This is a genomic window from Maridesulfovibrio frigidus DSM 17176 (genome assembly GCF_000711735.1).
GTDB lineage: Bacteria > Desulfobacterota > Desulfovibrionia > Desulfovibrionales > Desulfovibrionaceae > Maridesulfovibrio > Maridesulfovibrio frigidus.
Genome location: NZ_JONL01000003.1, coordinates 170,441 through 197,403, shown reverse-complemented (window position 1 = coordinate 197,403; position 26,963 = coordinate 170,441). Strand labels below are relative to the sequence as shown.

Annotated in this window: 26 protein-coding genes; 16 read left to right on the top strand and 10 right to left on the bottom strand. The window is 43.3% G+C overall.

All coding sequences use genetic code 11. The features are described 5' to 3' along the window. Positions 1 to 55 precede the first annotated feature (55 nt). Together BR06_RS20315 and BR06_RS0108195 are read right to left on the bottom strand one after the other, a co-directional pair. Positions 56 to 226, bottom strand: a complete 171-nt coding sequence (locus tag BR06_RS20315; RefSeq protein ID WP_156952685.1) for a hypothetical protein — start codon at positions 224 to 226, stop codon at positions 56 to 58. A 77-nt stretch (positions 227 to 303) separates the two neighbouring features. Next, the gene (locus tag BR06_RS0108195) at positions 304 to 1,593 is read right to left on the bottom strand and encodes a phenylacetate--CoA ligase family protein (protein ID WP_031481987.1); all 1,290 of its coding nucleotides are present in this window, start codon (positions 1,591 to 1,593) and stop codon (positions 304 to 306) included. Between the two features lie 141 nt (positions 1,594 to 1,734). On the opposite strand from BR06_RS0108195, the gene BR06_RS0108190 reads away from it, so the two are divergent. Further along, a complete protein-coding gene (locus BR06_RS0108190; protein WP_031481986.1) occupies positions 1,735 to 2,526 on the top strand; it encodes a prepilin peptidase in 792 nt (263 codons plus the stop codon). Positions 2,527 to 2,703: 177 nt separating this feature from the next. Here the strand turns inward: BR06_RS0108190 and BR06_RS0108185 are convergent, their stop codons facing one another. Beyond that, positions 2,704 to 2,964, bottom strand: coding sequence for a hypothetical protein (locus BR06_RS0108185; protein WP_031481985.1), 261 nt, complete (start codon positions 2,962 to 2,964; stop codon positions 2,704 to 2,706). A 212-nt stretch (positions 2,965 to 3,176) separates the two neighbouring features. Here BR06_RS0108185 and lpxB point away from each other — a divergent pair, with 212 nt between their 5' ends. From lpxB to BR06_RS0108140, 9 genes are all read left to right on the top strand, one after another. Continuing rightward, entirely contained in the window at positions 3,177 to 4,304 is a 1,128-nt protein-coding gene (gene lpxB / locus BR06_RS0108180) for a lipid-A-disaccharide synthase (protein WP_031481984.1), read from the top strand. A 490-nt stretch (positions 4,305 to 4,794) separates the two neighbouring features. Further along, entirely contained in the window at positions 4,795 to 5,085 is a 291-nt protein-coding gene (locus BR06_RS0108175) for a hypothetical protein (RefSeq protein WP_031481983.1), read from the top strand. 204 nt (positions 5,086 to 5,289) lie between these two features. Next, the gene (locus BR06_RS0108170) at positions 5,290 to 5,934 is read left to right on the top strand and encodes an HD domain-containing protein (RefSeq protein WP_235727691.1); all 645 of its coding nucleotides are present in this window, start codon (positions 5,290 to 5,292) and stop codon (positions 5,932 to 5,934) included. After that, positions 5,900 to 6,808, top strand: coding sequence for a D-alanine--D-alanine ligase family protein (locus BR06_RS0108165; RefSeq protein WP_031481981.1), 909 nt, complete (start codon positions 5,900 to 5,902; stop codon positions 6,806 to 6,808). Before BR06_RS0108170 ends, BR06_RS0108165 begins: the two co-directional genes overlap by 35 nt. Before the next feature lie 25 nt (positions 6,809 to 6,833). Then, positions 6,834 to 8,111 carry a 3-deoxy-D-manno-octulosonic acid transferase gene (locus BR06_RS0108160; protein ID WP_031481980.1) on the top strand — a complete coding sequence of 426 codons (1,278 nt, stop codon included), beginning with the start codon at positions 6,834 to 6,836 and terminating at the stop codon, positions 8,109 to 8,111. Between the two features lie 13 nt (positions 8,112 to 8,124). Continuing rightward, positions 8,125 to 8,868 carry a 3-deoxy-manno-octulosonate cytidylyltransferase gene (gene kdsB, locus BR06_RS0108155; protein ID WP_031481979.1) on the top strand — a complete coding sequence of 248 codons (744 nt, stop codon included), beginning with the start codon at positions 8,125 to 8,127 and terminating at the stop codon, positions 8,866 to 8,868. After that, positions 8,865 to 9,989, top strand: coding sequence for a glutamine-hydrolyzing carbamoyl-phosphate synthase small subunit (gene carA / locus BR06_RS0108150; RefSeq protein ID WP_031481978.1), 1,125 nt, complete (start codon positions 8,865 to 8,867; stop codon positions 9,987 to 9,989). Before kdsB ends, carA begins: the two co-directional genes overlap by 4 nt. Positions 9,990 to 10,021: 32 nt before the next feature. Beyond that, positions 10,022 to 10,825 carry a tetratricopeptide repeat protein gene (locus BR06_RS0108145; protein WP_031481977.1) on the top strand — a complete coding sequence of 268 codons (804 nt, stop codon included), beginning with the start codon at positions 10,022 to 10,024 and terminating at the stop codon, positions 10,823 to 10,825. Positions 10,826 to 10,956: 131 nt separating this feature from the next. After that, the gene (locus BR06_RS0108140; protein ID WP_031481976.1) at positions 10,957 to 11,493 is read left to right on the top strand and encodes a D-glycero-alpha-D-manno-heptose-1,7-bisphosphate 7-phosphatase; all 537 of its coding nucleotides are present in this window, start codon (positions 10,957 to 10,959) and stop codon (positions 11,491 to 11,493) included. A 142-nt stretch (positions 11,494 to 11,635) separates the two neighbouring features. On the opposite strand, the gene pdxA is transcribed toward BR06_RS0108140, so the two are convergent. From pdxA to BR06_RS0108110, 5 genes are all read right to left on the bottom strand, one after another. After that, a complete protein-coding gene (gene pdxA, locus BR06_RS0108135) occupies positions 11,636 to 12,619 on the bottom strand; it encodes a 4-hydroxythreonine-4-phosphate dehydrogenase PdxA (protein ID WP_031481975.1) in 984 nt (327 codons plus the stop codon). A 400-nt stretch (positions 12,620 to 13,019) separates the two neighbouring features. Next, complete coding sequence (glgB, locus tag BR06_RS0108125; protein WP_031481973.1) at positions 13,020 to 14,918, bottom strand: 1,4-alpha-glucan branching protein GlgB; 1,899 nt, start codon at positions 14,916 to 14,918, stop codon at positions 13,020 to 13,022. Between the two features lie 6 nt (positions 14,919 to 14,924). Beyond that, positions 14,925 to 15,128, bottom strand: a complete 204-nt coding sequence (locus tag BR06_RS0108120; protein ID WP_031481972.1) for a hypothetical protein — start codon at positions 15,126 to 15,128, stop codon at positions 14,925 to 14,927. An 8-nt stretch (positions 15,129 to 15,136) separates the two neighbouring features. Then, on the bottom strand, positions 15,137 to 16,585 hold the full coding sequence (gene glgA / locus BR06_RS0108115) for a glycogen synthase GlgA (RefSeq protein WP_031481971.1): 1,449 nt from the start codon (positions 16,583 to 16,585) through the stop codon (positions 15,137 to 15,139). 20 nt (positions 16,586 to 16,605) lie between these two features. Next, positions 16,606 to 17,094, bottom strand: a complete 489-nt coding sequence (locus tag BR06_RS0108110; RefSeq protein ID WP_031481970.1) for an NUDIX domain-containing protein — start codon at positions 17,092 to 17,094, stop codon at positions 16,606 to 16,608. A gap of 788 nt (positions 17,095 to 17,882) precedes the next feature. On the opposite strand from BR06_RS0108110, the gene mdlC reads away from it, so the two are divergent. Continuing rightward, positions 17,883 to 19,502, top strand: a complete 1,620-nt coding sequence (gene mdlC / locus BR06_RS0108105) for a benzoylformate decarboxylase (protein WP_031481969.1) — start codon at positions 17,883 to 17,885, stop codon at positions 19,500 to 19,502. A 403-nt stretch (positions 19,503 to 19,905) separates the two neighbouring features. Here mdlC and BR06_RS0108100 read toward each other — a convergent pair whose 3' ends face one another. Continuing rightward, complete coding sequence (locus BR06_RS0108100; protein ID WP_031481968.1) at positions 19,906 to 20,514, bottom strand: L-threonylcarbamoyladenylate synthase; 609 nt, start codon at positions 20,512 to 20,514, stop codon at positions 19,906 to 19,908. Positions 20,515 to 20,657: 143 nt separating this feature from the next. On the opposite strand from BR06_RS0108100, the gene BR06_RS0108095 reads away from it, so the two are divergent. Then, on the top strand, positions 20,658 to 22,322 hold the full coding sequence (locus BR06_RS0108095; RefSeq protein WP_034602938.1) for a glycosyltransferase family 2 protein: 1,665 nt from the start codon (positions 20,658 to 20,660) through the stop codon (positions 22,320 to 22,322). Here the strand turns inward: BR06_RS0108095 and BR06_RS0108090 are convergent. Then, complete coding sequence (locus tag BR06_RS0108090) at positions 22,319 to 22,909, bottom strand: TrmH family RNA methyltransferase (RefSeq protein ID WP_031481966.1); 591 nt, start codon at positions 22,907 to 22,909, stop codon at positions 22,319 to 22,321. The two genes, BR06_RS0108095 and BR06_RS0108090, sit on opposite strands and share 4 nt — an antisense overlap. Positions 22,910 to 23,072: 163 nt before the next feature. Here BR06_RS0108090 and BR06_RS0108085 point away from each other — a divergent pair, with 163 nt between their 5' ends. From BR06_RS0108085 to BR06_RS0108070, 4 genes are all read left to right on the top strand, one after another. After that, a complete protein-coding gene (locus BR06_RS0108085) occupies positions 23,073 to 23,474 on the top strand; it encodes a response regulator (protein ID WP_031481965.1) in 402 nt (133 codons plus the stop codon). Positions 23,475 to 23,497: 23 nt separating this feature from the next. Continuing rightward, on the top strand, positions 23,498 to 24,247 hold the full coding sequence (locus BR06_RS0108080) for a histidine kinase (protein ID WP_031481964.1): 750 nt from the start codon (positions 23,498 to 23,500) through the stop codon (positions 24,245 to 24,247). After that, the gene (locus tag BR06_RS0108075) at positions 24,247 to 25,977 is read left to right on the top strand and encodes a chemotaxis protein CheA (protein ID WP_031481963.1); all 1,731 of its coding nucleotides are present in this window, start codon (positions 24,247 to 24,249) and stop codon (positions 25,975 to 25,977) included. The genes BR06_RS0108080 and BR06_RS0108075 overlap by 1 nt, the downstream gene beginning before the upstream one ends. 144 nt (positions 25,978 to 26,121) lie before the next feature. Continuing rightward, on the top strand, positions 26,122 to 26,919 hold the full coding sequence (locus BR06_RS0108070) for a sirohydrochlorin cobaltochelatase (RefSeq protein WP_031481962.1): 798 nt from the start codon (positions 26,122 to 26,124) through the stop codon (positions 26,917 to 26,919). Positions 26,920 to 26,963 lie beyond the last annotated feature (44 nt).

Below are 26,963 nucleotides of genomic sequence, written 5' to 3'. Positions count from 1 at the left end.
GGATAGTGAAACTCCCCCTGTTTCCAAAGGGTTCAACCCGCCGAAGGCATCCCCCCTAATTGCCCTTAACTTCCTGCTTACCTTCTTCATATCCCTGCTTAAAATCATCTGGAGCTTGTTTCACAGTTTCGGTCGCCTTGCCTGTTTCTTTGCCCATCCATGAACATGCAGGGATCACGGAAAACATAAACATTGCCAGCAGAATCATACAAATTGTTTTTTTCATGAAGCACTCCTTTAATTATCCAATTTCAATCAAACAACCAAAAAGTTTTGGGAGCCTTGCCCCACCCTACCCCCTAATTACAACCTTTCATCAATAACGCGTTTGGTCTTTGCAAAACTTCGAGGCAACAAACCGGGCTTAAGTATTTCAACATTTGCCCTGACAAGAATAAATTTACGAATTCTATCACAAATGGCTTTTGCAAGGTTTGCGTCGTTGTCAGCAGATACACCGGGCTGGCGCTCAACGTTGACTGTCATGTGATCAAGACCTTGCCGGCGTTCGAGCAAAATTTGATACTCAGAGCTTGCTTCGGGGAAAGCCTCAAGCACCGATCCAATCTGGCCGGGATAAATATTTACAGCCCTGAATATAAACATATCATCACTGCGACCGGAAATCATATCATGGCGGGGCATAGAACAGCCACATGCACATTCTCCAGGAATAATGCGAGTCAAGTCACGGGTACGGTAACGTACGAGCGGAGACGCCTCTTTACTAAGCGTAGTAACAACAAGCTCACCTATTTCGCCATCAGCGACAGGTTCGAGAGTAACTGGATCGATAATTTCGGCGATATATTGATCACCCCAGTAATGAATTCCGTCCTGCGCCTGACACTCAATACCTGCTCCCGGTCCGTATAATTCAGTCATACCTGATATGTCATGACTGGATTCTAAGCCCAGGGATTCTTCAAACTGCCTACGCATTTTAGGAGTATGAGCCTCACCACCAAAAATACAACGCTTAAGCTTGAGTTTTTCAGTCAATCCGGCTTTGTTAGCTTCTTCACCCAGTAACAGCGCCATTGAGGCTGTTGAACAAAGGCATGTAGCCTCGAGATCAACTAAAATTTGCAACTGGATTTCGAGCATTCCCGGACCTACAGGTAAGGTCATTGCTCCGAAATGTTCTGAGCCGAGCTGAAACCCTGCCCCCGCGGTCCATAGTCCGTAGCCCACACAAACTTGCACCCTATCAAGAGTTGTAAGTCCGGCAAGTTCGTAACAACGAGCAAACATATTTTTCCAAGTGTCGATGTCTCGCTGAGTATAGGATAAAATTTTACGTTTGCCAGTTGTTCCACTTGAACCGTGAATTCTGACTACATCTTCTTCTGGCACGGAAAGAAGCGGAAGCGGATAACCTTCTTTCAGGTCATTCGCCGTGGTGAACGGGAGTTTCCTTATGTCATCCAGTGTTTTTATATCACCGGCTTCAATGGAGTTACCTTTGAAGTGAGCAGCATAAAAAGGACTGTTCCGTGAAGTATGAGATACCGTCCACTTGAGACCCTCAAGTTGCTTTGCGGCCAATTCGTCCGGTCCAAGCTCTGGAATAAATCTATATTTGCCGCCCATTTCTATCTCCTTGAAAACTTGTTCTATCCCGCTAACTATCGTATTCACACCCGAGTGACTTTATTAAACTAATTTTTTTTGCAGGAAAACCCGAAATATTCGCGGCAACCTGATTAACGAGCTATTATCCCCGGTAATTTTATGAATGTATATCCCGCAGCCATTTCAAACACAATGCTATGCAGTGCAGTTTTAATCGGTGCAGTTCTGGGCAGTTTCTATGCATGCGCTGTCTACCGCTACATTGCAGGTCAAACGTTAGTAAATCCACCCCGCTCAATGTGCCCTGACTGTGGATACCAGATCAAGTGGTATGAAAACATCCCACTGCTGAGCTATATCTTTCTCAAAGGAAAATGCTCAGCCTGCGAAGTTACCATCAGCCCGATGTATCCTGTCATTGAATGTGCTTCCATTCTTTGGGCAGTACTACTGATGTTTGCATATGGCCCGTCGCTTCAATGGATAATATATATGTTCTTTGGCGGCCTGATGATTGTAGCATCATTTATTGATCTAAAGACCTTCATCTTGCCCGATATCATTACCATTCCCGGATCAATACTGGCAATCCCCTGCGCGGCTATGTTCACAAATCTGGGCTGGGAAGGCGCAATTCTAGGCGCTGGAATCGGCGGGGGCATATTCTGGTCGCTGAGACTGCTTTACCGCGGACTGCGGGGAATCGAAGGATTGGGCCTAGGTGACGTAAAGATTATGTGTATGATCGGAGCTCTGGCGGGACCACAAAACCTGCCACTAGTAATCACCGTTTCCGCATTTACAGCTCTTTGCTCGGGACTAATTATGATGGTGGTAGATAGAAAACGAGAATACGGAAGCATGATCCCCTTCGGGCCATTTCTAGCACTAGGATCAATGCTCAGCATCCTTTACGCAGAACCTTTTTGGATTTGGTACCTGCAAGGATAAAATAAACAAAAAAAGATTAAGCCCAGCCGTAACAATGCGGTCGGATTTAATCTTCATAATAATATTCACATAAATTTAGTAACCAAATACATTAGCAATCAAACTTAATAAATGACACGGAATTAGAAATACGAAAGGGGAAGTCTTTAAAGACTTCCCCTTTTCAAATCGAAATAATTAAATTCCGAAGGGACCAAACTTCTCAACATATTCCTGAAGTTCTTCCCAAAGGTGTTTAGAAAATTTGTCATATTTTTCAGCAGCAGAGTCATAGCTTTCAAGCTTTTTAACAACGTTTGCAGCTTTGTCGTAAACTGTTTTAAATTCAGCTTCATCCATGCCAGTCATTTCCATAGCTTCTTCTTTAGAAAGATTGCCAGTATGGACAAAGACTCCGGACATAACGCCCATCATCTTTTTTACATTCTTCTTAGCCATCACATACCCCTTAAAAATAAAGTTAAATTAATCCTTGTTATTCGGAATGCAATTAACACCATTTACCCCATTATTGCAAGCAATTCAGTCCCCATCATCCAGTAAAATAAAGTTTAAAAATCACTGACAACGGTCGCACCATAAGTCATCATTGCCTTTTTCGCACTGCGAACGTATTATCTTTTTTTAAAACTTATTAAATAAATACACTTATGAATAAAATAAACAATAGCATTTGGATTAACGCAGGCGAAGCCTCAGGCGATATGCACGGAGCAAAACTGGCAGCCAGACTGATGAAGTCTGACCCTGACCTAAAAGTCCTCGGCATGGGCGGAACTGATATGGAAAAAGTTGGATGTGACATTCGTTACCCAATGCAACTTATTTCTCTTGTCGGATTCACAGAAGTATTCCCTAAACTTCCACGATTATTAAAACTTTTCGGTCAAATAGGCGACATCCTGAAAGCAGAACGCCCTAAAGCAGTCATATTGATAGACTGCCCGGACTTCAACTTTAGAGTAGCTAAGATCGCGCATAAACTAGGCATCCCTGTATACTATTATATTACGCCACAAATATGGGCATGGCGACAAGGGCGAGCAAAGTTTCTACAAAAATATGTGCGTAAAATTTTATGCATCCTTCCCTTTGAACAACAATTCTTCAAAGATAGAGGTGTAGATGCGCAGTATGTCGGGCACCCTCTACTAGATATTCTTCCACTCGCAGAACTAGATGCAATTGAACCAGACCCTCACTTAGTAGGCATTCTACCGGGCAGCAGGAGCAAGGAAATATCAACGCTGCTTCCTGAATTCGCAAAAACAGCAGAAAAACTGCTCGCAGATTTTCCATATTTAAAATTCGCAATAGCGCGCGCTCCGGGCGTTACAGAAAAAAAACTCCGCAGCTTCTGGCCCGCAAATATTCCAGTTACCATAAACCAACCCGAAAACCGCTACCGTTTAATGCGTAATTCCAGTGTAATTATGGCGGCATCCGGCACAGCCACTCTCGAGTGCGCCCTTATTGGCACACCGACTCTTGTGGCATATAAAATGTCCGCCTTTTCGGCATTTCTTGCCCGCAGGATTATTTCTGTAAAATACGTATCCCTTGCGAATTTAATTTCCGACAAGCCAATACTGCCGGAATGCTTGCTCGAAGAAGCAACAGCGGCACACTTTTATCCGTTCATGAAAAAATGGATAGGCAACCCCGCTGCAGCACTCGCGACACGCAATGATTTAAAAGAACTTCGAGAAATGATCGGAGAACCGGGAGTTGCCGAAAGAGTCGCAGACATAATCGAAGACGATTTAAACTCAGTTTAAAAATTCACAAGACACAAAAAAACCTCCGGACCCAATGTCCGGAGGTTTTTCTGACTTTGAACAACACGAAACAGCCAACATGACTATTTCGCGTTTCACAACTAATTTACAATTAAAACATTCGCAACCAGCCGACTTTGGATGACTAGTTACGTTACATTCCTGCCTTATAAAAAAACCTCCTGAAAGCATTACTCGCCAAAGTGGAAAGACACCTCAGCTGTCAGGATAGAGTGCACATCATCAAATTTATTTTAATCGATAATACCACTTACCTAGCTTTCGAATAAAACCTAGGAAAAAAAAATTCAAGCTAAATTTCATTTATTGCCTTTTTTTATTTCAATAAAGACTTTTTTTCCTACTATTTCAATGAGCAGGGCAGATTAATCCACCCCCTAAAAACCATAACACGCTATAACTTATGCATTTTATCGCCATCGGAACAGAAGTTGCTTTCTTTAAGTGCATATAATCAGGAGGAATCAAAATGGAAATCAGCTTTGCAAATAATCTAGTTAACGGACACACCAGAAATGAAAATATCAATTCAGGGAAAGGTAATGCCGCCCCTGTCCAAACACGTGAGCAGACAATCGACACAGTTTCATCCAATATCAGATCCGGAATGAACAGTCAGGAAATAGACGCAGATCAGCTCCTTGAACAAACTGTTGAAGCTTCCGCACAAACAGGAGACATTAACGAAGCACATGACTTCGACATGGCCAGAGTAATGAGGCTTCTATCTGATCCGCTTCTTCAGGAAGACACTCCGTAAACATCAAGTGTTAACCATTTTTGGCTAAGAAATATTTTCTTCTCGCATGCAATACGATTTTCATGCCAGATTATAGTTATGGATTTTTCGGCAAATCCCCGTTTTTATACGATTCGGGGCTTTGCCTTTTTTTATGCAAAATGGTAATGGATGGAAGTTTCTATCTTTAAAGAACTATGTATAAATTATATGAATGATATCAAGATGATAAAATCTCCTGAGAAACCAGCTTTCGGTTATCCGCCAATGGAATCCAACTTAACACCGCCAGAGCCTGTGAAGTCCGATCCTTCATGGTCTGTTCCTACTGCTGTAGAATGTATGCAGCACTGGGAAGATTATGACATGTTCGACAACATTAAGGCTCACAGTACACAAGTTGCAAAAGTGGCTGTATCCATTGCTCTGATGGGTGAAAAGGCTAATGTTCAAGTTGATGTAAATACCGTTCAAGCATCTGCCCTCCTTCATGACATTGCTAAAAGCTATTGCATAAAACACAGCGGAAACCATAGCCAGTTGGGTTCTGCATTGGTCATGCAACTAACCGGGAACCCTGTTATTGCAATGGGCGTGTTGCATCATGTTTTCTGGCCTTTCGAACCTGATGCTGAAAAATATTTCCTTCCGCTTCTTGTAAGCTACGCCGACAAGCGCGTAATGCACGACACCATGACTTCGCTTGAAAAAAGATTCAGTGATTTAGCCGTAAGATACGGTAAAACTGAAAAAATCAAGATGAGAATTAGGCAAACATTTGAACAAGCCCTGATACTTGAGCAGCGGCTTAGCCATTTAATAGGAGTTGATCTCAATGCATGTTCTTTTAATAGCGGGCGGCTGGTCTGACGAACGGGAAGTGTCCCTGAGCGGAGCAAAAGGCATACACAAGGCATTGCTTGAGCTTGGACATAAAGTCGAATTATTTGATCCTGCAACAGATTTCGCAACACTAGTCGACCGCGCTGACCATGTTGATTTTGCTTTTATAAATCTCCACGGTTCACCCGGAGAAGATGGCCTGATTCAAGCAATGCTGAATCAAACATCCTGCCCGTATCAAGGTTCAGGGCCGGAAAGTTCTTTCCTGACGCTTAATAAAGCTGCGGCAAAAACAATTTTTGATAAAAATTATATTCTAACTCCTAAGTGGGAATTAATTTGCCCCGCTAAAGGATGCAAAGGAATTGAAAAACTTTCTCCACCGGTTTTCATTAAACCGAACTCAGGCGGATCAAGCCTCGGAATGACTTTTGCGCAGACCAGAGAAGATATGGACGCAGGGATTAAGAAAGTGTTCAGCATGGGCGACAGCGCACTAGCTGAAGAATATATTCAGGGAATCGAAGTAACATGCGCCATCCTTGGAGATGAACCATTACCGATTGTCCTTATTACACCGCCTGAAAATGCGGAGTTCTTTGATTACCATAGCAAATACGCCCTTGACGGGGCGAAAGAAGTCTGCCCGGCACCGATCGAAGATTCACTGACCAGGGAAATTCAAGAAATTACCCTTAAGGTGCATAAACTTCTTGGGCTTAGCGGCTATAGCAGAGCTGATTTTATAATTTCTAACGGAGTCCCATACCTTCTGGAAGTAAATACTCTTCCGGGAATGACTCCTACAAGTCTTGTTCCGAGAGCAGCGAAAGCTGCCGGATACTCATTCTGTCAGTTAATCGGGAAGCTGATCGAACTCGGACAAGAAAAGCGGAAGTAACTTTTTTCAACGTCAGGACCATTACATGTCACAATCTCTCAAGCTTCGGACAGCCTCGTTTGTCTACGACCTCGGTTGGAAAGCCGCCTTACCATTTCTACATAGGAATGAAAGGCTGCGCGAAGGATTTGATCGTAGAACCTTAAAGCACAGTCTTCCTCCGCAAGCGGATGTATGGATTCAGGCGGCATCAGCAGGCGAAGCAAAACTTGCCACCCGCATTTTAGATAATATAAAGGCAACCAGCCCTACTAAATTTCTATTGACGACCAACACCTCTCAAGGCCTCTCAGAGCTTGAAAGAACAGTGTACAGGCTTACCCCGAACGCTAGAAATATTTCTGCAACAGCAACCTACTTTCCGTTTGATATGCCGAGTCTGGCTATCAAAGCATTAAAAGCCGTCAACCCTAAATTGGTGGTTTTACTTGAAACAGAAATATGGCCCGGATTCCTTCTGGCATGTAAAGAACTCGGAATAAAAGTAATCATAATCAACGCACGGATGAGCACTAAATCTCTTGCGGGATATATGACATGGCCTTCATTTTTCAAAACCATTGCGCCTGAAGAGATTCTTGCCATCTCACCAAATGATGCAAACAGATTTCAAACTCTTTTCGAGATAGACAAAGTCAGCTTGATGCCCAACATCAAATTTGACAGCACGGCAACAGTTGCTCCGCTTGCTTATACAGCGAACCCACTTTCTAAAATTTTCAAACCCAAAACTCCGTTCATAATACTTGGCTCCATCCGTAAAGAAGAAGAATCGCAGGTTTTAAAACTTACTGCGGCTCTCAAAAAAGAGAGACCTAAAACAGTCATAGGCCTTTTCCCGCGCCACATGCATAGAATTGATGCATGGAAAGACATGTTAGAAAAGAAAGGTCTCCCGTGGATTCTCCGCTCAGAAGTGGATGGTAAAGTGCCCCTCGGTCACATTGTTCTATGGGATGTATTCGGAGAAATGCTTTCTGCCTTTTCTCTTGCACGCGCTGCTTTTATCGGCGGAAGCCTAGCTCCTGTCGGCGGGCAAAACTTTCTGGAGCCGCTTTCTTATGGTGTGACTCCTGTTATCGGGCCCTACTGGACAAACTTCAATTGGGTCGGAAAAGACATATTTGCTAAAAAATTGGCTAGACAGGCTGATGACTATGAAGGTGTTTTAAAAAATCTTCTGCTTATAAGTAAAAAAGCGCCCAAGCCGGACAAAGTTAAAAAAGATTTTGAAAAATATCTTGAAAACATGCGCGGCGGAACAGAACTGGCTTGTGAAGCGATTCTGCGTAACCTGAGCTAAAGGACAGTATTAGATGAGTTTAGTTTCAGGATGTTACGGAATTATTCCGGCACGCTACGAATCCAGCCGTTTTCCCGGCAAGCCTTTGGCTGATATTTGCGGAAAGCCTATGTTCTGGCATGTCTGGTCCAGAGCCAGTAAGTGTCCTGAAATGAAAAAGGTTGTCCTTGCAACTGACAGCACTTTGATCATGGACGCAGCCGAAAAGCTGGGAGTTCCCGCAGTCATGACAGCGGACACCCATACCAGCGGCACGGATAGAGTTCTTGAAGCGGCAAGTAAGTTAAACCTGCCAAAAGATTCCATTGTTGTTAATATTCAGGGTGATGAGCCTTGCCTCGCACCGGAAATGCTGTCTGATTTGGTAAGTCCTTTTGCGGATGACAGCGTAAGAGTTACAACTCTTGCCTCGCCGATCAGCGCAGAGGAAGCCCTTTCCCCCGACAGGGTGAAAGTCGCACTTGCCAAAGACAGCAGAGCACTATATTTTTCGCGTTCTCCCATACCTTTTTCTCATGATGGTAAGGGAGAATATTTATTGCATATCGGCCTATACGGCTTCCGCATGGAAGCCCTTGAAACATTCGCCAGCCTGCCTGCTTCCCCGCTTGAACAAAGGGAAAAGCTTGAACAGCTCAGGCTGCTGGACAACGGAATATCCATCCATGTCACGGTTACAGGACACTCCTGCCATGGAGTCGACCGCCCGGATGACTTGGATACAGCCATAAAGATTCTTAAGAGGGAACAAATATGAAAGCCATCTTGGCACTTGAAGACGGAACTTGGTTTGAAGGCACATCCTTCACCGGCCCCGGTGAATCTGGCGGAGAAGCCATCTTCAACACCGGCATGACCGGATATCAGGAAGTCCTCACCGACCCCTCCTACACCGGACAGATGGTCTGCATGACCTATCCGCTTATCGGTAACTACGGCATAACTAAAGAAGACAACGAGTCTTCAAAGGTTCATGTTGCCGGATTTATAGTCAAAGAATGTTGCAAAAAGCCATCAAACTGGCGTTCTGTTATATCTCTTCCTGATTACCTTAAGGAAGCAGGAATTATAGGGATTGAAGGAATTGATACACGCGCACTGACTCGCCATCTGCGCATTAACGGAGCCATGCGTGGAATCATTTCCACTGAAGAAACCGACCCTGTAAAGCTGGTTGAAAAGGCCAAAAATCTTCCTTTAATGGAAGGCCAGAACCTTGCAGACAAGGTATCTTCAGACTCCTGTTATGAATGGAAAGACAACAAGCCCGTCCCTGTCGATGTTTCTGCAGGCTATAAGTGGAACGATAACACACCTAAGCTTGTACTCATCGACTACGGTGTTAAATGGAATATTATACGCCTTTTAGCTGATCAGGGTTTTCAAATCCTATGTGTCCCTTCAAGCTACAGTGAAAAGCAGATTCGCGACCTAGGTCCCGACGCTGTATTTCTTTCCAACGGCCCCGGCGATCCAGCAGTCCTTGATCATGCAGTTAAAACTGCACGTGCTCTTTGTCAGGACCTTCCGACAGCAGGAATCTGTCTCGGACACCAGCTCCTCGGGCTCGCGCTTGGCGGTAAAACTTTCAAGCTTAAATTTGGGCATCACGGTTGTAACCAGCCTGTACTAGACTTGGAATCAAATAAAATCGAAATTTCTTCACAGAATCATGGTTTTTGCGTTGACATTTCTGAGTGTTCCGATCTTATGATGACACATAAAAATCTTAACGATGAAACGTTGGAAGGATTTGCTCATAAATCCAAACCAATTATCGCAATACAATTTCATCCGGAAGCAGCTCCCGGTCCACGTGATAGTGAATACTTCTTCTCCAGATTCCGTAATCTGGTAAAAGATGCTCTCGGTAAATAGCTCTCTCCTAAATTATAAAAGCGGAGAAAAATATGTCAGGTGAACTTACAAACGCCCGGAAAAAGTTAGCTGGAGTATCAAGCCTTTTAAAACAGCAAAAGGCTATGCCTGCTGTTCAGGCTGTGTATGATGCAGTTGTTGCGATGCTTCGCGGCTCTTTGATGAAAGCAGAAAGAGAAGAGTTTCAAGAATTACTTGATAGCGCAGTGCACATCCTTAATAGCGATAAAAAACTGCGTGAAGACTACCCGCTGATCATCAACTATACACATGGTGAAGAAAAGGTCCTCATGTCAGTCCTGCGCGAGCTCTTAAAAGAGTTGCAGGAAAAAGTCAGCAATAACGCTCAAGGCCTTCTGAAAGCAATGGGTGCCAGAAAGCAAACACTGCTGACACAAGGGCAAGAGCTTATAGAAAAGGGTGACATTCCTGAAGCTAACATTCTTTTCAACCAGCTTATCAGCGAATTTAAGGATGACACGGAACTACGAGCCGAAGTTGCGGATAAATTCATCAAGGCAGGACTCTATGAAGATGCTCTTGGCTACCTTGAAGAAGCACTAGCTAATGATCCTAATGCGATATTCTTGTATAATCGTATCGGTATTGTTCTGCGTAAAATGAAAGATTTTGCAACCGCAGAAAAGTACTATCTCAAGGCCCTGAAGTTAAATGATAAAGATGAATATCTCTACTTTAACTGCGGTCGTTTATACTATGATTGGAAGCAGTGGGATAAAATGGCAGACGCAGCGACAAAAGCAATTAAAATTAATCCAAGCTTTTCTGAAGCTGAAAAAATGCTCAAATTTGCCAATAAAAAAATTGGCATGTAGCAATTTATCAATCAAAGAATGTTCTGCCTGTTTCATTTTAACAAGCCGACATTTGATAATAAAATTAAAAAAGCTCAAGTCTCAAAGCACTAATACTGCTAAAGGCTTGAGCTTTTCTTATGGGTACACTTATGGAAAAATACATCCTTCTGGACCGCGACGGAACAATCATCATAGACAAGCACTACCTCAGTGATCCCGAGAGAGTTGAAATTCTACCAAACGCAGAAAAAGGGCTAGAAATAATGAGTAAAGCCGGGTTTGGTCTTATTGTCGTGACCAACCAATCAGGCATAGGAAGAGGATATTATTCTGTGGCTGACATGAATAGTGTGAATGCCAGAATGGAAGATCTACTCTCAAAAAGCGGCGTCAAGTTTGATGCAATCTATCACTGCCCGCACGCCCCAGATCAAGCGTGCAATTGCCGCAAGCCCGCGACTGAAATGTTTGACAATGCCATAGCAGAATTTAGTTTAGATCCCACACAATGCTACGTAATAGGCGACAAGCTATGTGACATAGAACTAGGCCTCGCCAAAGGAGCCAGCTCAATCCTCGTCCGCACAGGTAAAGGACTTACCGAAGAACCCAAGTGTACCGGCAAAGCCGCATACATCGCCGACGACTTGATCGATGCCGCAAACTTTATATTGAGTGCTAGTTAGGCGATTTTTGTTTGTTATGCCTGCGGCGCTTTTTTTAAAGGCTAGATGCCCTTCGGCCTTTTTTGATGGGTGATTTCGTCTCCGACGGCCAAAGGGGATAATCCCCTTTGGAATCCTTATTTGGGGGAGGATTAATTTTTACTTATGCGTCAACCATTGTTTCTGCTGTTTCTAGGGCGGCTTTGAAGCTTTCTAAGGATGCTTTACCTGTCCCTGTAATGTCGTAACCAGTGCCGTGATCGGGTGAGGTTCTTGGGAATGGCAGACCCAGCGTAATATTTACGGCTTCACTGAAATGTAGAAGTTTTAGCGGCGCCAAGCCCTGATCGTGATACATGGCTAGTACTGCGCTATACGAACCCTGCGCGGCAAAATGAAAAATCGTATCGCCCGGGAAAGGGCCTTCTACGTTTAGCCCTTTAGCGTTCGCTTCTTTAATCGCCGGCTCAATAATATCAATTTCTTCACTGCCTATTCTACCCGACTCACCTGCGTGAGGATTCAGGCCGCATACCGCTATGGGCTTATCCAAACCTAGCGATTTAACAAGCTTATCAGTCAAATCAAGACAACGCAGGATTCTTTCCTTTGTGATCAAATCCGGAATATCTATAAATTTAGGATGAGTGGTAACTAGGCTTACTTTTAGCTTAGGGCCACCAAGGTGCATGCACACATTCTCACGCCCTACGCCAGATCTTTCTGCCAAAAATTCAGTATGTCCCGGAAAATCAAACCCAGCCAATTGCAACATGGCTTTATTTAATGGGCAGGTCACAAGGCCAGAAACAATATTGGCTTCGAGCAACTGTGTTGCAGTTTCTAAAGCTTCGCCGGCACCACGCCCACCTTCAGGGACCGCAACGCCTACTTCCAATTTATAATCTTTAATTTTATCAGGGCAATACAAATAGTATCCAGCCTTAGCCCCGACAATTTCATAAGGGTCACCGATTTCCTCATAAAAAGAATCAAAACCAAGCTTCTCGAGATGGTACTCTAAACTATTGGCAGGCCCAATCATTAAAAAAGCTCTCTCAGGTTTACGCCCAGCAAGTAATCTACAAACAAGTTCAGGTCCTAAGCCATTCGGATCACCAAGAGTTATACATATATTTTTTTTCATAATTTCATCCAAAATTTATATTTTAAATCTTTTAATAAACTAGCCAAATTCATCCAATACCATTTCAAATCAGTTAGCAAGAGCACAAAAATAAAAAAGGAGAAAAGCTTTATAAAAAGCTCTCCCCCATTTAAAAATAGTAACTGTATAAAAACAATAAATAACGTATTAAAAATACCACCAAAAAACAAAATTAATCACATAAAACAAAACTAGCTTTTAAAAAACATCCCTCCCCTATAAAGGGAGTCCAGAGGGCCCATGGCCTTCTGGACGCCGGAGGCGAAATCACCCATTCCAAAAAGCCCAAAGGGCTAATCAAGCCTTCCTCCATCTTCTCCCAAAAGCGCCGCAGGCCTAACCTAAACCATAAAACCCAGTAAAAGCCTATATACCCATGCTACTCAGGTCGCAAAGCGACAGCGCCAAGGGGCGGCAATGTAAGTTCGAGGTAATATGGAAAGGCTCCGATATCTCCAGCTTTGCGTGCGTTAACTGCGCCGACGTTGCCGACATTGGAACCGCCGTATATTTCTGCATCGGAATTGAAAATCTCTTTCCATTTGCCGCCCTGTGGACAGCCTAAGCAATATCCTGTGCGTATAACGGGCGTAAAGTTGAAAACCCAAAGTATAGGCTTTTCATCTTCACTTTTGCGCAAAAAGCTTATGGTAGACGACCTGAAATCGCTGAAATCTACCCATTCAAATCCCGCCCAATCGTTATCCTGTTTGTACATGGCAGGATTTTCTTTCATGGTCCGGTTTAAGTCTGCAACGGTATTACGTATTCCTTGATGCGCGGGAAATCCGAGTAAAAGCCAGTCTAATTCTTTACGGCAATCCCACTCATTCCACTGACCGAACTCACACCCCATGAAGAGCAATTTTTTACCGGGATGCGCCCACTGGTAACTGAAAAGTAAACGCAGGTTAGCCATCTGCTGCCACGTATCGCCGGGCATTTTAGATAACAAGGCACCTTTACCGTGCACCACTTCATCGTGCGAAATGGGCAAAACAAAATTCTCACTAAATGCGTATATCATCGAGAAAGTAAGGCTGTTGTGATGATAAGCGCGATGAATCGGACTTTTGCTAAAATAGTCAAGCGAGTCATTCATCCAGCCCATATTCCACTTGAAGGTGAACCCGAGCCCACCTGTGTATACAGGGCGCGAAACACCGGGCCATGAGGTGGATTCTTCGGCAATCATCATGGCACCGGGGAACTGATCATGAACTACAGTATTAAGCTGTTTGAAAAGTTCGATGGCATCGAGATTCTCATTACCACCATGTTCATTAGGCACCCACTCGCCCTCTTCTCGCGAATAATCGAGATAAAGCATGGAGGCAACAGCATCAATACGAATGCCGTCAATATGAAATTCTTTTAACCAGTAAAGAGCGTTGGTCAGCAGAAAGTTACACACTTCGTGCCGTCCGAAATTAAAAATATATGTGCCCCAATCGGGATGCTCACCTTTGCGCGGATCCGCGTGTTCATAGAGAGCCGTGCCATCAAAACGCCCAAGCCCCCATTCATCTTTAGGAAAATGCCCCGGAACCCAATCAAGAATAACGCCGATGCCTTCTTCATGGCATTTATCAATAAAGTACTTGAGATCGTCAGGAGATCCATGCCGTGAGGTCGGCGAAAAATAATGGCTGGTCTGATATCCCCATGATTCATCAAGAGGATGCTCAGCAATGGGCATCAGCTCTATATGCGTGAATCCCATGTCTTTAACGTATGGAATCAGTTCTTCAGTTAACTGACGGTAAGTACGGTAATCCCACCCTTCTCTACGCCATGATCCAAGATGAACTTCGTAACAAGAAATTGGTTTCTCGAGCGGAATCCCGTCTTCTCTGCGCTTTGACATCCACGATTCATCAGCCCATTCGTAATTATCCAGCCCCCAAGTGACTGCTGCGTGCCCCGGACGCATTTCAGAGCGAAATGCAAAAGGATCTGTCTTGGTTACCTCGCGCCCATCACTTTGAACGACCTGATACTTATACATCTGACCAGGGGTAACATCCGGCACAAACCCCGCCCATATGCCGGAAACTCCGACAGGCAGTAAAGGATTGGTGCGGCTATTCCACTCATTAAAATCACCTGCAACGTAAATATTCTGTGCATTCGGCGCCCACACAGCAAAACGGTACCCTTCTTTTCCATCCTGCACATCAAAGTGCGCTCCAAGAATCCGGTAAAGGTCCCAGTGCTGTCCTTTACCGAACAGAAATAAGTCAAAAGGAGCGATATAAACGGGTAAAGTTTCTGGCATGAAATATTAATCCTCAGATGTTCGGGAATTTTCAAGACATTCAATATAAAACAGACAATCTTCCTGAGTGCAGAAACCGCTTGCGGCTCTAGCGAAACAATCAAAATTACCTTCGACTCGCTGAAGCAAGCGGACAGCCTCTACTATATCGACCCCTTTCACATCTACACCCAGCCTTTCAGCCAAATCTTCTATTAATTCTCGTGACATAATTTTACCTAAATTCTCGCGCCGAGTTTACGGTACAGTTTGATATACTCATCAGCCGAACGGTCCCATGTAAATTTTTTACGCATGGCCCGGACAATCATTTTCTTCCACTCTTTTCTGTCATTCCACGCTTCAATAGCCTGATCTATCGCAGCTAAAAAGAGATCCGCATCAGGCTCAGCAAAGGTAAATCCTGTTGCATCCTCGGCAGGGTAAGGAGTGATAGTATCACACAACCCTCCCACAGCTGTTGCGACAGGTGGCGTACCAAATCTAAGAGCGTAAATCTGAGTTAGACCACAGGGTTCATAGCGAGACGGCATCAGAAATATGTCCGATCCAGCCTGAATGGTATGAGCTAAATCTTCGGTATATCCAACCTGCACACTCATTCGTCCAGCAGACTCTTCCATAAGTTCGAGGAGCTGTGCTTCATATGCAAGATTACCCTCACCAAGCACAATCAGTCCAACATCTTTTTTCAGCAACTCTGGAATGATTTCAATAAGCAGATCCACACCTTTCTGATTCCGCAAACGGCCTATAAAACCGAAGACGGGTTTATCTTTTAAGGTGTCAGACATATTAAAATCGCGCAGCATGCTCTGCTTACAGATCTGCTTTCCGGCAATATCATCGGCGGAATAACAGCACGGCAAAAATTTATCTTCACACGGATCCCAGACATTGTAGTCCGCACCATTCAAAATGCCTTCAATTTTACCGCTGTGACTTGTTAAAAAATCTTCTAGCCCACATCCGAATTCAACTCCAAGAATTTCTTCGGCATAGGTGGGGCTGACGGCAGTTACGGCATCACTATAAGCAATACTTGCTTTCAACATATTAAAGTCACCGTAAAACTCGGCCCCGTGCATTGACCAAGCTTCAGCGGGAAGGCCGGATTCATGAAATAGCCTTTCGGAAAAACGGCCTTGAAATGCCAAATTATGAATAGTCGCAACGGACTTAGTATTCTTCCAAAAAGGATCGCTCAAACGTTCAAAGTGTAAATAAGGAGGAACTAGCGCAGATTGCCAGTCATGAGAATGAATAATAGAGGGAGGGCTGGGCAGAAGTCTCGCCCATTTTAAAACAGCTTTGCAAAAGAATATAAATCTTTCGCAATTATCGAAATAGTCACCATTATGCGTATTGTAATAATGGCGCCGATCAAAGTATTCACCTCGAGCTACAAAATAAACAGACATCCCATTGTAATCCGTCTGATAAATCTCTGCAGTAGTCGAAGGCCATGGATATCCCACGGGCAAATCAGAATAAACGAGCCTCAATTTATGACCGTCTAAATTCATGCGTCCATAAAACGGTGTAATAACGGCCGTTTTAGGACCTTTTTCGTGAACACTTGGAGGTAGTGCCCCCATAACATCGCCGAGTCCACCTGTTTTGGAAAAAGGATACATTTCCGAAGTTACGTATAGAACGTCATGCACTGGGCTAACTCCCTCTTATTTTATGGCTGCTCAACAGAATTGCTAACGGAAGCCGCAGCTTGCAACTTTAGAACTCGTGTTGAAAAATCATTCAAAATATCTCTATGATCGAAAACTAATTCAGGTAATTTATCTAACTGATAAAACTGAGCTTCCCCAGCATCATCACCGGCTTTTAAACCATCTGTGCAACGGGCCACAGCACTATAAGTAATACTTATGGTATGCTGTCTCACATCACGAGTCGGCAATGAGTAAACCCCGACAAGTCCGGTAAGCTCAACGTCAAGACTGGTTTCCTCTTTGGCTTCACGAACAGCAGCATGCTCAAGAGTTTCGCCGTAATCAACAAATCCTCCAGGTAACGCCCATCCCAGTGGAGGGTTCTTCCGTTCAATCAAAACCACTCCCTTACAGGGATCATATATAATGATATCAACAGTAGGAACCGGATTACGGTAACCAACAACATCTTCTCCGCAATGAGGACATGGCTTTGATTCAAGCATATTGAATTCATCCTGATTAAAATTCATAAAAACAAAAACTTCTAAAAAACAAAGAAACCATACACGTGGCAACTCGGCATAATTATTAACTCATATGCTTTTTCAATACAAGCGAATACGATTCTTTTTTATGAGATCAAACAGCAACTGTTTTTATACAGTTCAAATTATTAAACTATGCAACTATCCCTTGTACACCAACACTTCTAGAGCTTTAAAGTATATAGAAGGCTTATTATAACAAATAAATATTAATCCAGCTTAGATGTGCACGTATCATCAAAACCGTTACAACAGTGCGACTTTACAGCATTATCCGTAAATACAAAACGAAAAAGCCCCGCCGGTGATGTCCGGAGGGGCTTGTTTTCGATATTAATCTCAGCAAAAGAATGAAGGTAATTAGAATATAGCAACACGCGTGCCAAAACTAAAAAAATAATTAAATTAACCGCAAGCATTTGGAATAGCTACCATTTCACAAAATAGAGGCAACTTGCAAAACTCGCTAACAAGTTAAATTTTTTATACTCCGTAATTAAAAACAGTAGATTCATTGGGTTTTAGGTTAAAATTTTTGAACCTGAAAATGATCATGAAACAACCCCAACAGAATCCAAGCACATCAATTCGCATATTTCATGCGAAATTCGCCCAAAAGAGAAGGGTCTTACGTATTTCTTCAAACATCTACGCTTTTGACATGGATGAGGGCATATGATTTATTATGCTAGGAATAAGTCAACGATATCTTCTCCGTAATTATACCATATTAGTGAGGACTGCCTATGAAGACCGTTCGTGAAGTTACTTTTGATTTGCTTAGGCGTTTAGACTTGACCACCATTGTCGGCAATCCCGGTTCAACTGAAGAAACATTCTTAAAAAATTTCCCCGAGGACTTTAACTATATTTTAGCTCTTCAAGAGTGCAGCGTTGTCGGCATTGCAGATGGATTATCGCAAGGGTTGAAAAAGCCTGTGATTGTTAACGTGCACACTGGCGCCGGAATGGGAAATGCCATGGGCTGCATCCTATCTGCATTCGTAAACAAAACCCCGCTCATAATCACTGCGGGACAACAGACACGGGACATGCTGCTCAGTGAGCCGTTTTTAACTAATGTAGAGGCCGCCAATTTTCCAAAGCCATGGGTAAAATGGAGCCATGAACCTGCACGCGCTCAAGATGTGCCGGGTGCATTTATGCGCGCATATGCCACAGCCATTCAGCAACCGGCCGGCCCTGTCTTTCTATCTCTGCCTCTCGATGACTGGGATCAAGAAATGGAAGACATTGATGTTTACCGCACAACATCGACAAGAACAGCACCTGACCCTACGCGAATCACTGAATTTGCGGCGCGCATAAATCAAAGCAAAAATCCTGTTCTCGTTTATGGCGGAGACATTGCCCGCAGCAATGGATGGGACGAAGGTATCACTTTAGCCGAAATGGTTAATGCTCCTGTGTGGAATGGCCCTTTTTCAGAAAGAATATCATTTCCAGAGAACCACCCGCTATTTAAAGGCGCACTGCCCGCAGCAATAGGCCCGTTAAGTAAGGCTTTGCACGGGCATGATCTTGTAGTTGTTATCGGAGCACCCGTATTCAGGTATTACCCGTGGGTTGCAGGAGATTATCTGCCATCCGGTGCTACGCTCTTGCAGATAACAGATAGTCCGTACGAAGCGGCCAAAGCCGTCGTAGGAGACAGTCTTGTCAGCGACAGTAAGCTCGCTATAATTGAGCTATCCAAGCTCATAACACCGCGAAATACACAGCCTCACGCAGCGCCAGAATCAACATCTAAGTCGATAATTTTAGAAGATATAAAATACCCGCTTACGGCTGAACAACTTTTCGCAGTGCTCTCCGAACATGTACCCGAAGATTATATTCTCGTACAAGAATCTCCATCCAATATTCCAGAGCTAAGCAGGAGCAGACTAGGCACCATATGTAAACCGGACAGCTATTACACGATGGGTTCAGGGGGACTAGGCTGGGACATGCCCGCAGCGGTAGGATTGGCTTTTGCTGAAAAATGGTCAGGTAGAAACAGACCCGTCATTGTCATCATGGGGGACGGATCTTTTCAGTATTCCCCGCAGGCAATCTGGACAGCGGTACAACATGGATTGCATATCACAATCGTTGTACCCAAAAATGAAGAATATGGTATTCTAAAATCATTTGCTCTTTTAGAAGAGACACCGAATGTGCCGGGGTTAGATCTACCCGGTATAGATATAGTTTCACTCGCCAAAGGCTATGGAGCAAAAGCTCATTACGCAGAGAAAACTGAAGACATTCATGATTTATTTAAAAAGGCTTTAGACAGTAAAGGCGTGACCGTAATTGAGGTTCCCATCGATAAACATATCCACGCACTGCTGGACGACTAACCAGACACGCCTGCATTCCGTGAAGCCAACGGTGGAATTTTCTGCATCGTAGGCTACAGCGGTACGTGGTGGGCTAAAAAATCGAAAAGCCCCACCGTTGATTACTCGGTGGGGCCATTTTTTCGATATTTTCTCAGCAAAAGAATGAAGGTGATTAGAATATAGCAACACGCGTGCCAAGTTTTACAAAACTTAAATTTAAACTATAAACAACTAATAAATATGACTTTTTTACCTAAAAACATTAAAAGCGTACCACCACAAGAAGTACAACATTTTATACTCAGATAATGCATATCGTTTGTTTAAGCTATTTCCAGTTAAATATTTTGTACCCCAAAAAACAAAAGGGCCTGCTCTTTTTAAAAGAGCAGGCCCGATAATAGCATTTACTAGAAAAAGTTTAATCAATAACTGTAAAACCAGCCTGAGCTAGTGCGGAACGAGGAATAACTCCATCACGGACAATTTTTACTTTACCGTCGGGAAATGCCTCTATCACAGTAGAAGGGCTGCCACCGCGGGGTGCAGGGGTACCGTCAAAAACTCCCTCTACCGAATCAATTAAATCGCTATCAATGTCTTCAACCCTTTCAGCAGCATCTTCACCACTAAAATTAGCGCTGGTCGCAATAAGCGGAGCGCGGGACGAAAGACAAAGCTTGGAGGCAAGAGGATGCTCACTCCACCGAACAGATGTGTAGCCTCGCGAATCCTTCACCGCGGAAGGCAATTCACTGCGCGCTTCAACTAATATAGACAAAGGACCGGGCCAGAATGCTTTCGCAAGCTTGAGAACAGCGGGCACCGCATATTTTGTAACAAGCTCTAGTTGTTCCATACTACCAATGATAAGAGGAAGCGGCTTTGAAACAGGCCGTCCTTTCACTAAAGCAACACGATTTGCAGCCCCCTCATCACGAGCATCAGCTCCAAGGGCAAAAAGAGTCTCGGTGGGGTAAATAATCACCCCGCCTGATCTAATTATTTTTACGGCATCAACATTTGTCATCGTAATTCTCCGATCAAATCTATAAATATAAAGAGTGTATCTATAACAGCTTTAAACTGTATGTCCAACATCTTTTACTCTACGCAGAAATAAAGTATTATAAATTCATATTCCGAACACGAAACGCCCGTATGGAGAAATTGATGCCCCCTCAAAACTCTGGATTAACGACCTCAAATGTTGAAAATTTTCTACATGAAATGAAGAATGCGGTTCCTTTATGGGTTCTAGGAACCGAAGAACACTCACACCAATGCGAACTTATTAATACATTTCAGAGACTTTCAACATCAAAACCTTTTTTTGCTGTTCCATGCCGAGAAATAGCACGCTTAAAGTGGGTGCAAAATCCACTGAATAACTATGCCGCGCAAAAGTTTTCAGAAGTAAGTCATATCAACACTCCTGATGAACTTAAAAAAATAATTAATTATATTTCCAACATGAATATGGACTGTGTCCCTGTTGAAGATCTAGACATTCTACTTCAGGCAGGCGACCATTCCTTGATAATTAAACACCTTTTTCCCTTATTGCGAAGTTCTGAGGGAATAGCTTTCCTAGCTCACTCATGGGACATGCTACTACGGATAGGAAATGCCGAATTAGCGAAGTCAGCGTTAGAACTTACTAACTGGAATGAGCTGTTAACCCCTGTAAAACATAGGCTATATGCGCAGTATAGTTTTTTGTACCAACCTCCGCACGAAGCTCAGGACGCAGTTGAAAAGCTGGATGGGAACGTATGGGGGGTATGGAAAGAGTATATCAAGTGCGAAATACAATTAAAGCTGGGCGCAAATGATGAGGCAATAGCCACCCTTTCCGCGCTCTGGAAGAAAAATATCTGGAATGTAAATTGGGGCCAGAAACTTCACGCGCTGCTAAACCCTATTGATACTGCAAATATTTTAGATTATTCGAATGAAGTTTCAATCCTGATGTACTCGTGGAACAATGGTAAGCTGATAGATAATACGCTTAAAAACGTAGCCGCTTCAAACATAGGCAGAGCCAACGTTTTTGCCCTTAACAACGGATCTACCGACAACACGGGAGAAGTAGTCCAAACAGCAGGCAAACTCTTTCAGGAGGGGCAATATAATTCGATTCAGCTACCAGTAAATGTCGGCGCACCTGCTGCTAGGAACTGGCTACTTGCAGAACCGGAAGTCCGCAAAGGGAAATGGGCAGTATTTTTGGATGATGATGTTGAATTGCCTGAAAACTGGCTTGAAGAATTACTCGCAACCGCAAAAAAATATGGGAATCCAGGTGCAGTAGGATGCCGGATTACGTCCACTGCAAAACCTACATCGCTACAATCTGCAGATTACCATATGCTTCCACCCGGTATCGGGGAATCTCAAATCGAAGGTTTGACCGAAAGAATTATGATTTTCAATAATTGTGGATCAAGCTTTGATTACGGACAATTTTCATATACCCGTCCAGCTATGCACGTATCAGGATGCTGTCATATGCTGAACCTTGACGCCATTAATAAGAGTGGACCATTTGACGTCCGCTTCAGCCCCACTCAGTTTGATGATCTTGAGCGGGATTTACGGCATTATCTAGATGGGCACGAGCACATATATGCAGGCCAGCTTCGCATAGGGCACATTCAGCACTCCAGTCTCGCAAAAGCCAGCAATATACGCGGTATGGCACAGGTTTTCGGTAACAAGATCAAGCTGGAAAGCAAGTTCACCGAAGCGGACGTAGAAAAGATGTTCTCAAAAGACTTAGTGACGTTATGGACGGACACCGAGGTCAAATGGAGAGAACTAGCGGCCCATCTCTAGCGAGTGAGCCAATCCTCTACGATGCCATCCATCTCTTCCGGTGAAAAAGACGGTGAATCATACATACCTTTTGCATATCTCTGGGAAAAACCGTGATACAGAATTAATGCTGCGGCAACGGAGACATTAAAACTCTGAATCATGCCCTGCATGGGAATATAAACTTCATCAGGCACAAGCTCAGCAATTTCAGGAGCTGTTCCGCTATGCTCATTACTTAGAATAACAGCAGAGGGAATGCTCAAATCAAAGTCCATCAACGGCCTTGCCGTTTCTGAAAAACCGGTTCTAAGAACCTGATAACCTTGATCTCTTAGCGAACCGACCATTTTTACAGGGTCGGTATGTTTTGTGCGCTCTACCCACTTTTTGCCGGAAGCCGAAGTTTTATTAGCAAAGTCCGGCCACTGGGCTGTGGAGTAATATAAATGAATGCCATAGACGCCAAAGGCATCACAACTACGTAAAATAGCTGAAACATTATGCGGATCCCAAACATTATCGACGATAAGGGTCAGGTCCTTCTGGCGCTTTTCAAGCACTTGCCTAATTCTTGCTTCTCTTTGGGGTGTTCTCTTCTTTTCCATGGCGCATTAGGTACTCAACCTTTCATCAGTTTGCAAGTAAAGCCGTAAAATTCAGTTTTACAGTGAAATTATTAAATAATTAATTAAAAATTATTGACTATATATTGATTAAAAAAACACTATATGTGAGTATTATAATATAACTTTGCTAATGGAGACTTTAATGAGAGCACTTATCGCCGAAGATGAATTTGTCGGCCGAAAACTTATGTCTACTTTTCTATCACCTCTTTTTGAGATTGATATTACAGTTAATGGAAAAGAAGCCTTAGAAGCGTTTAAAATCGCTTTCGAAGAAGGCAAGCCATATAAGTTGATTTTTATGGACATCATGATGCCCGAAATGGACGGACTTACGGCTCTTGATGCAATCAGAAAGTTTGAAACAGAGAATAAAGTTCTAAGCAAAGATGCCGTTAAAGTATTCATGACGACTGCAATCGATGACCCTAAAACGGTAATTCGTTCATTCCATGACCTTGAAGCCTCAGCGTTTCTGGTAAAGCCTTTGTTAAAAGAAAAGCTTTACGAGGAATTAGAAAAAATTGGCCTCCTTAATAAATAATATTAGGTTTAACGGAGCAATAGATGAGTGATGATGATTCATTAGTTGAAGAATTTTTTTCAGAAGTTAATGACAAATATTACCCTCAGGTTCTTGAGGGCATTAATCTTCTCGATGAAGAACAAATAGAAGAAGGTATTGAGGTTTTGTCACGCCCGCTACACACAATTAAAGGTGTAACAGGTTTTATGACAGGCTTTGAACCTGCGTCAGGATTTACTCACAAAGTAGAAAGCTTCCTGAAAAAAATGGAATCAGGCGAAGTCAAAAGAGAACTTCCGCAAATAGCCTTAGCCATTGAATCCGTTAACTCAATATTCATCCTCATTGAACAACTGCGAAATACAGGCACTTATGATCCAGAATTCACAGCCTCCATAGAAAGCAGGCTTTTAGGTGAAGATAAACTTGTTGCAGGCCCTGCAGACAGTGGACTGAATCCCATAGAAATAGAGTCGGTAGACGGTGCGGAAATTATAAGTCTTGCAGTAAACAGACTTTATCTTGCCAGCCAGCGTAACCCCGTCAAAGACGTATTGCAGAACATTGGAACTGGTCGCCGAGTTCTTTTTGATTTCAGCAACACTTTGTCCGTAGGTTCGTCTCTCTTTGAAGTGATGGCCTCATTTTCCCAAGATCTCGAAATTGGTATCATTGGCATGAACAGTTTATGTTCAGCAAATTTTCACACTTGGGGATTTTCGAGATACCTAACAGAGTATGATAGTCGGGAAAATTTCCTATCGAACAACCTTTCTGGAGCAAATGCATAATGAAAGACAGTATTGCAAGCTGTATTGAAGATATACAAGAGACAATTATTACTCTTGAGCAAGGCACCGGAGATATTAACAATATCATGCAAACTCTTGGACTTGCGAGTGTGAAAATACCGTCGACGCAAGTTATCGCCTTGCTCGACATGCTCGCTGACGGCATAACCCCTGTGACGCCGGATCTAGTAACAACCCTGCTTGAAATTACCGAAGCTCAGAAAAAATTCTTTTTTTGCATTGCAGGTCTTTTGGATAAGGGAGCCGCGCCAGTTGACTGCAAAACTGAAGAAATTGATATCGCCCCAGCCCCAGAGATAGATTTTGCTCAGGCCGAAGCCGCAGAACTGGATGCTTTTGAACAGCTCATAGCTCAAGAATCTGGAAAAACAGCTGACGCAAATGCAACCTCTAAGGTTCAGCAAGAAGAGCAAGTAAGCAGTGTAGAACCTCAGGTTACTGTTGCAGCTTCGCCTATCAAATCAGAAGAAAAAGTTGATAAAGCAGAACAATCTAAATCAAAGAAAAAAGATAAGTCACAAGCAATATCTTCAATCCGTGTTTCAACTCAGCAGCTTGACTCCATCATCGAACTTGTTGGTAAACTGATGGTTACCCATGCCGTAATCGCTCAGACTGGAACCGACAATATGGCTAAAATTTCCGTGAGTCTCGGCGAGCTTGATAAAGTGATCCGAAGCCTGCAATCTGAGGTGGATGAAATAAGACTTGTTCCACTAAAACAAATTTTTATGCCCATGCACAGACTCGTTCAGAGCACATCTCAAAAACTCGGCAAAAGAATTAAATTTAATGTCATTGGCGAAGATCTGGCTCTGGACAAAACAATTGTCGAATGTCTTAACGAACCCCTCGTCCACCTGCTCAGAAATGCGCTGGACCATGGGATAGAATCAACTGAAGACCGTCAAATGTGCGGTAAGGATGAATCTGGAACTGTCAGCCTTTGCGCAAGCAGAAAAGGCGAGTTCGCATACATCGAAATCATTGATGACGGTAAAGGCCTGGACTCAGAAGTGTTACTTGCAAAGGCACTTGAACGCGGACTTGCTGACCCTGAAAAAAAATATGCTGAAGAAGAAATTTTCGAGTTTATCCTCCAGTCAGGATTTTCCACAGCTGAAGCAGTAACCGATATTTCTGGACGCGGAGTCGGAATGGATGCGGTTGTAAGTTCTATTCAGAACACCCTTGATGGCAAAGTCTCCATTAAAAGTAAGCTGGGTGAAGGATCAACATTCACCATTGCCATTCCGCTGAGCCGCTCTGTTAATGAAGGTATTGTTGACGCTCTTATTACCTCTGTGAACTCAGAAATATTTATTTTCCCAAGCCGCGAAGTTCTCGAAGTATATGAACCGAACCTGAAAGAATTTGCCCTTCTTCCAGATGGACGCGAAACGGTCTCTGTCAGGGGCAAAATTCACCCACTGATAAGAATGCACACCGTCTTTGATTTTCCTCAGCCACCCGAAGGACAGCTTTCAAAAGTAATCCTTGTTAAACTTGGAAAAAACAGTGCTGCAATACTCGTAGATGACGTTCTGCGCCAGCAAAAAGCCGTTGTTACCGGATTCACTTTACCTGTAAACACCATTTACAAGCTCCCTATTCTCGGCTTCGGAATGATGGGAGAAAATGACGCATTAGTTATAGACACTGAAACGTTAATCAATACCCAGTTAGGACTGAACGAAACTGGAATATAATCTAATTATTCAAATTAAACAGACTAAATTTCATTATTTTGGGCAGTATCAAAAAGCTTTGCTCCCTTTACTTTGTCTGTTATTAATCCCTGTTCACGCAAAGTAAAAGTACACACAACGTTTTTTTCCGCAGGGATATATTTGATGAAAAAAGGCATTCTACTCGCCGCACATGGCTCAAGCAACAGTGCCGCCAATTCTGCTCTGGACAATATTTTAAATAAAGTTGCAGCAGAATATCCAAATATTCCAGCCAAAAAAGCTTATACCTCAGATCATATCCTCAGAGCTCTCAGTAAGCAGGGCAAACACAGTCCTTCGATTAAAGGTACGTTGAAAGAAATGAGTGCTGAGGGGATAACCCACATCGTGATTCAATCTCTGCACGTTATCCCCGGCTCTGAATTCGAGAACATAACTTTGATCATTAACGACATAAACTGCGAAGATTATACTTTTACAAAAGCTATCCCCGGCCAACCACTACTCACAAATATTCAAGAGATAGACGAGGTTTCAGACGTTATCCTGACGGCTCTACCTGAAAGACACCCTGAAAAGGATGCGTTAATCCTCGTTGCTCACGGTTCACGCCACTCAGAGAACGGCAGTAATATATACAAACATTTCAAATACGCGCTCGAATCCAAAGATAAAAATGCCTACATGGGCAGACTTAATTCTCAGGATGATATCGAAAAGATTGCCGCGAAAATAGAAGCATCCGGCCAGAAAAGAGCCTTCCTTCTGCCACTATTATTCGGCGCGGGTAATCATGTTCAGAAAGATATGGCTGGAGATCATGATGAATCATGGAAGAATATAGTTACCTCAAAAGGAATTGAAGCAATCCCTGTAGTACGGGGAATTGGCGAGTTCGATATTTTCGCAGACCGCTGGATGGATAATCTGCGTAATGCCATTAAAAAGCTAGATGGTTAATTTTTAAAAAGATCTGCGCCCTACCTCCCCCTTGCTAAAGCGCT

What these genes read in the sequence shown, in the direction of transcription:
- glgB (WP_031481973.1), bottom strand. Translation starts at nt 14,918, where the DNA reads ATGCCAGAAACTTTACCCGTTTATATCGCTCCTTTTGACTTATTTCTG.
- BR06_RS0108195 (WP_031481987.1), bottom strand. Translation starts at nt 1,593, where the DNA reads ATGGGCGGCAAATATAGATTTATTCCAGAGCTTGGACCGGACGAATTG.
- BR06_RS0108110 (WP_031481970.1), bottom strand. Translation starts at nt 17,094, where the DNA reads ATGCTTGAATCAAAGCCATGTCCTCATTGCGGAGAAGATGTTGTTGGT.
- BR06_RS0108185 (WP_031481985.1), bottom strand. Translation starts at nt 2,964, where the DNA reads ATGGCTAAGAAGAATGTAAAAAAGATGATGGGCGTTATGTCCGGAGTC.
- BR06_RS0108140 (WP_031481976.1), top strand. Translation starts at nt 10,957, where the DNA reads ATGGAAAAATACATCCTTCTGGACCGCGACGGAACAATCATCATAGAC.
- BR06_RS0108145 (WP_031481977.1), top strand. Translation starts at nt 10,022, where the DNA reads ATGTCAGGTGAACTTACAAACGCCCGGAAAAAGTTAGCTGGAGTATCA.
- BR06_RS0108190 (WP_031481986.1), top strand. Translation starts at nt 1,735, where the DNA reads ATGAATGTATATCCCGCAGCCATTTCAAACACAATGCTATGCAGTGCA.
- BR06_RS0108090 (WP_031481966.1), bottom strand. Translation starts at nt 22,909, where the DNA reads ATGGAAAAGAAGAGAACACCCCAAAGAGAAGCAAGAATTAGGCAAGTG.
- BR06_RS0108170 (WP_235727691.1), top strand. Translation starts at nt 5,290, where the DNA reads ATGATAAAATCTCCTGAGAAACCAGCTTTCGGTTATCCGCCAATGGAA.
- BR06_RS0108120 (WP_031481972.1), bottom strand. Translation starts at nt 15,128, where the DNA reads ATGTCACGAGAATTAATAGAAGATTTGGCTGAAAGGCTGGGTGTAGAT.
- BR06_RS20315 (WP_156952685.1), bottom strand. Translation starts at nt 226, where the DNA reads ATGAAAAAAACAATTTGTATGATTCTGCTGGCAATGTTTATGTTTTCC.
- BR06_RS0108070 (WP_031481962.1), top strand. Translation starts at nt 26,122, where the DNA reads ATGAAAAAAGGCATTCTACTCGCCGCACATGGCTCAAGCAACAGTGCC.
- kdsB (WP_031481979.1), top strand. Translation starts at nt 8,125, where the DNA reads ATGAGTTTAGTTTCAGGATGTTACGGAATTATTCCGGCACGCTACGAA.
- lpxB (WP_031481984.1), top strand. Translation starts at nt 3,177, where the DNA reads ATGAATAAAATAAACAATAGCATTTGGATTAACGCAGGCGAAGCCTCA.
- BR06_RS0108095 (WP_034602938.1), top strand. Translation starts at nt 20,658, where the DNA reads ATGCCCCCTCAAAACTCTGGATTAACGACCTCAAATGTTGAAAATTTT.
- BR06_RS0108085 (WP_031481965.1), top strand. Translation starts at nt 23,073, where the DNA reads ATGAGAGCACTTATCGCCGAAGATGAATTTGTCGGCCGAAAACTTATG.
- BR06_RS0108175 (WP_031481983.1), top strand. Translation starts at nt 4,795, where the DNA reads ATGGAAATCAGCTTTGCAAATAATCTAGTTAACGGACACACCAGAAAT.
- carA (WP_031481978.1), top strand. Translation starts at nt 8,865, where the DNA reads ATGAAAGCCATCTTGGCACTTGAAGACGGAACTTGGTTTGAAGGCACA.
- BR06_RS0108080 (WP_031481964.1), top strand. Translation starts at nt 23,498, where the DNA reads ATGAGTGATGATGATTCATTAGTTGAAGAATTTTTTTCAGAAGTTAAT.
- BR06_RS0108075 (WP_031481963.1), top strand. Translation starts at nt 24,247, where the DNA reads ATGAAAGACAGTATTGCAAGCTGTATTGAAGATATACAAGAGACAATT.
- mdlC (WP_031481969.1), top strand. Translation starts at nt 17,883, where the DNA reads ATGAAGACCGTTCGTGAAGTTACTTTTGATTTGCTTAGGCGTTTAGAC.
- BR06_RS0108100 (WP_031481968.1), bottom strand. Translation starts at nt 20,514, where the DNA reads ATGACAAATGTTGATGCCGTAAAAATAATTAGATCAGGCGGGGTGATT.
- BR06_RS0108165 (WP_031481981.1), top strand. Translation starts at nt 5,900, where the DNA reads ATGCATGTTCTTTTAATAGCGGGCGGCTGGTCTGACGAACGGGAAGTG.
- BR06_RS0108160 (WP_031481980.1), top strand. Translation starts at nt 6,834, where the DNA reads ATGTCACAATCTCTCAAGCTTCGGACAGCCTCGTTTGTCTACGACCTC.
- pdxA (WP_031481975.1), bottom strand. Translation starts at nt 12,619, where the DNA reads ATGAAAAAAAATATATGTATAACTCTTGGTGATCCGAATGGCTTAGGA.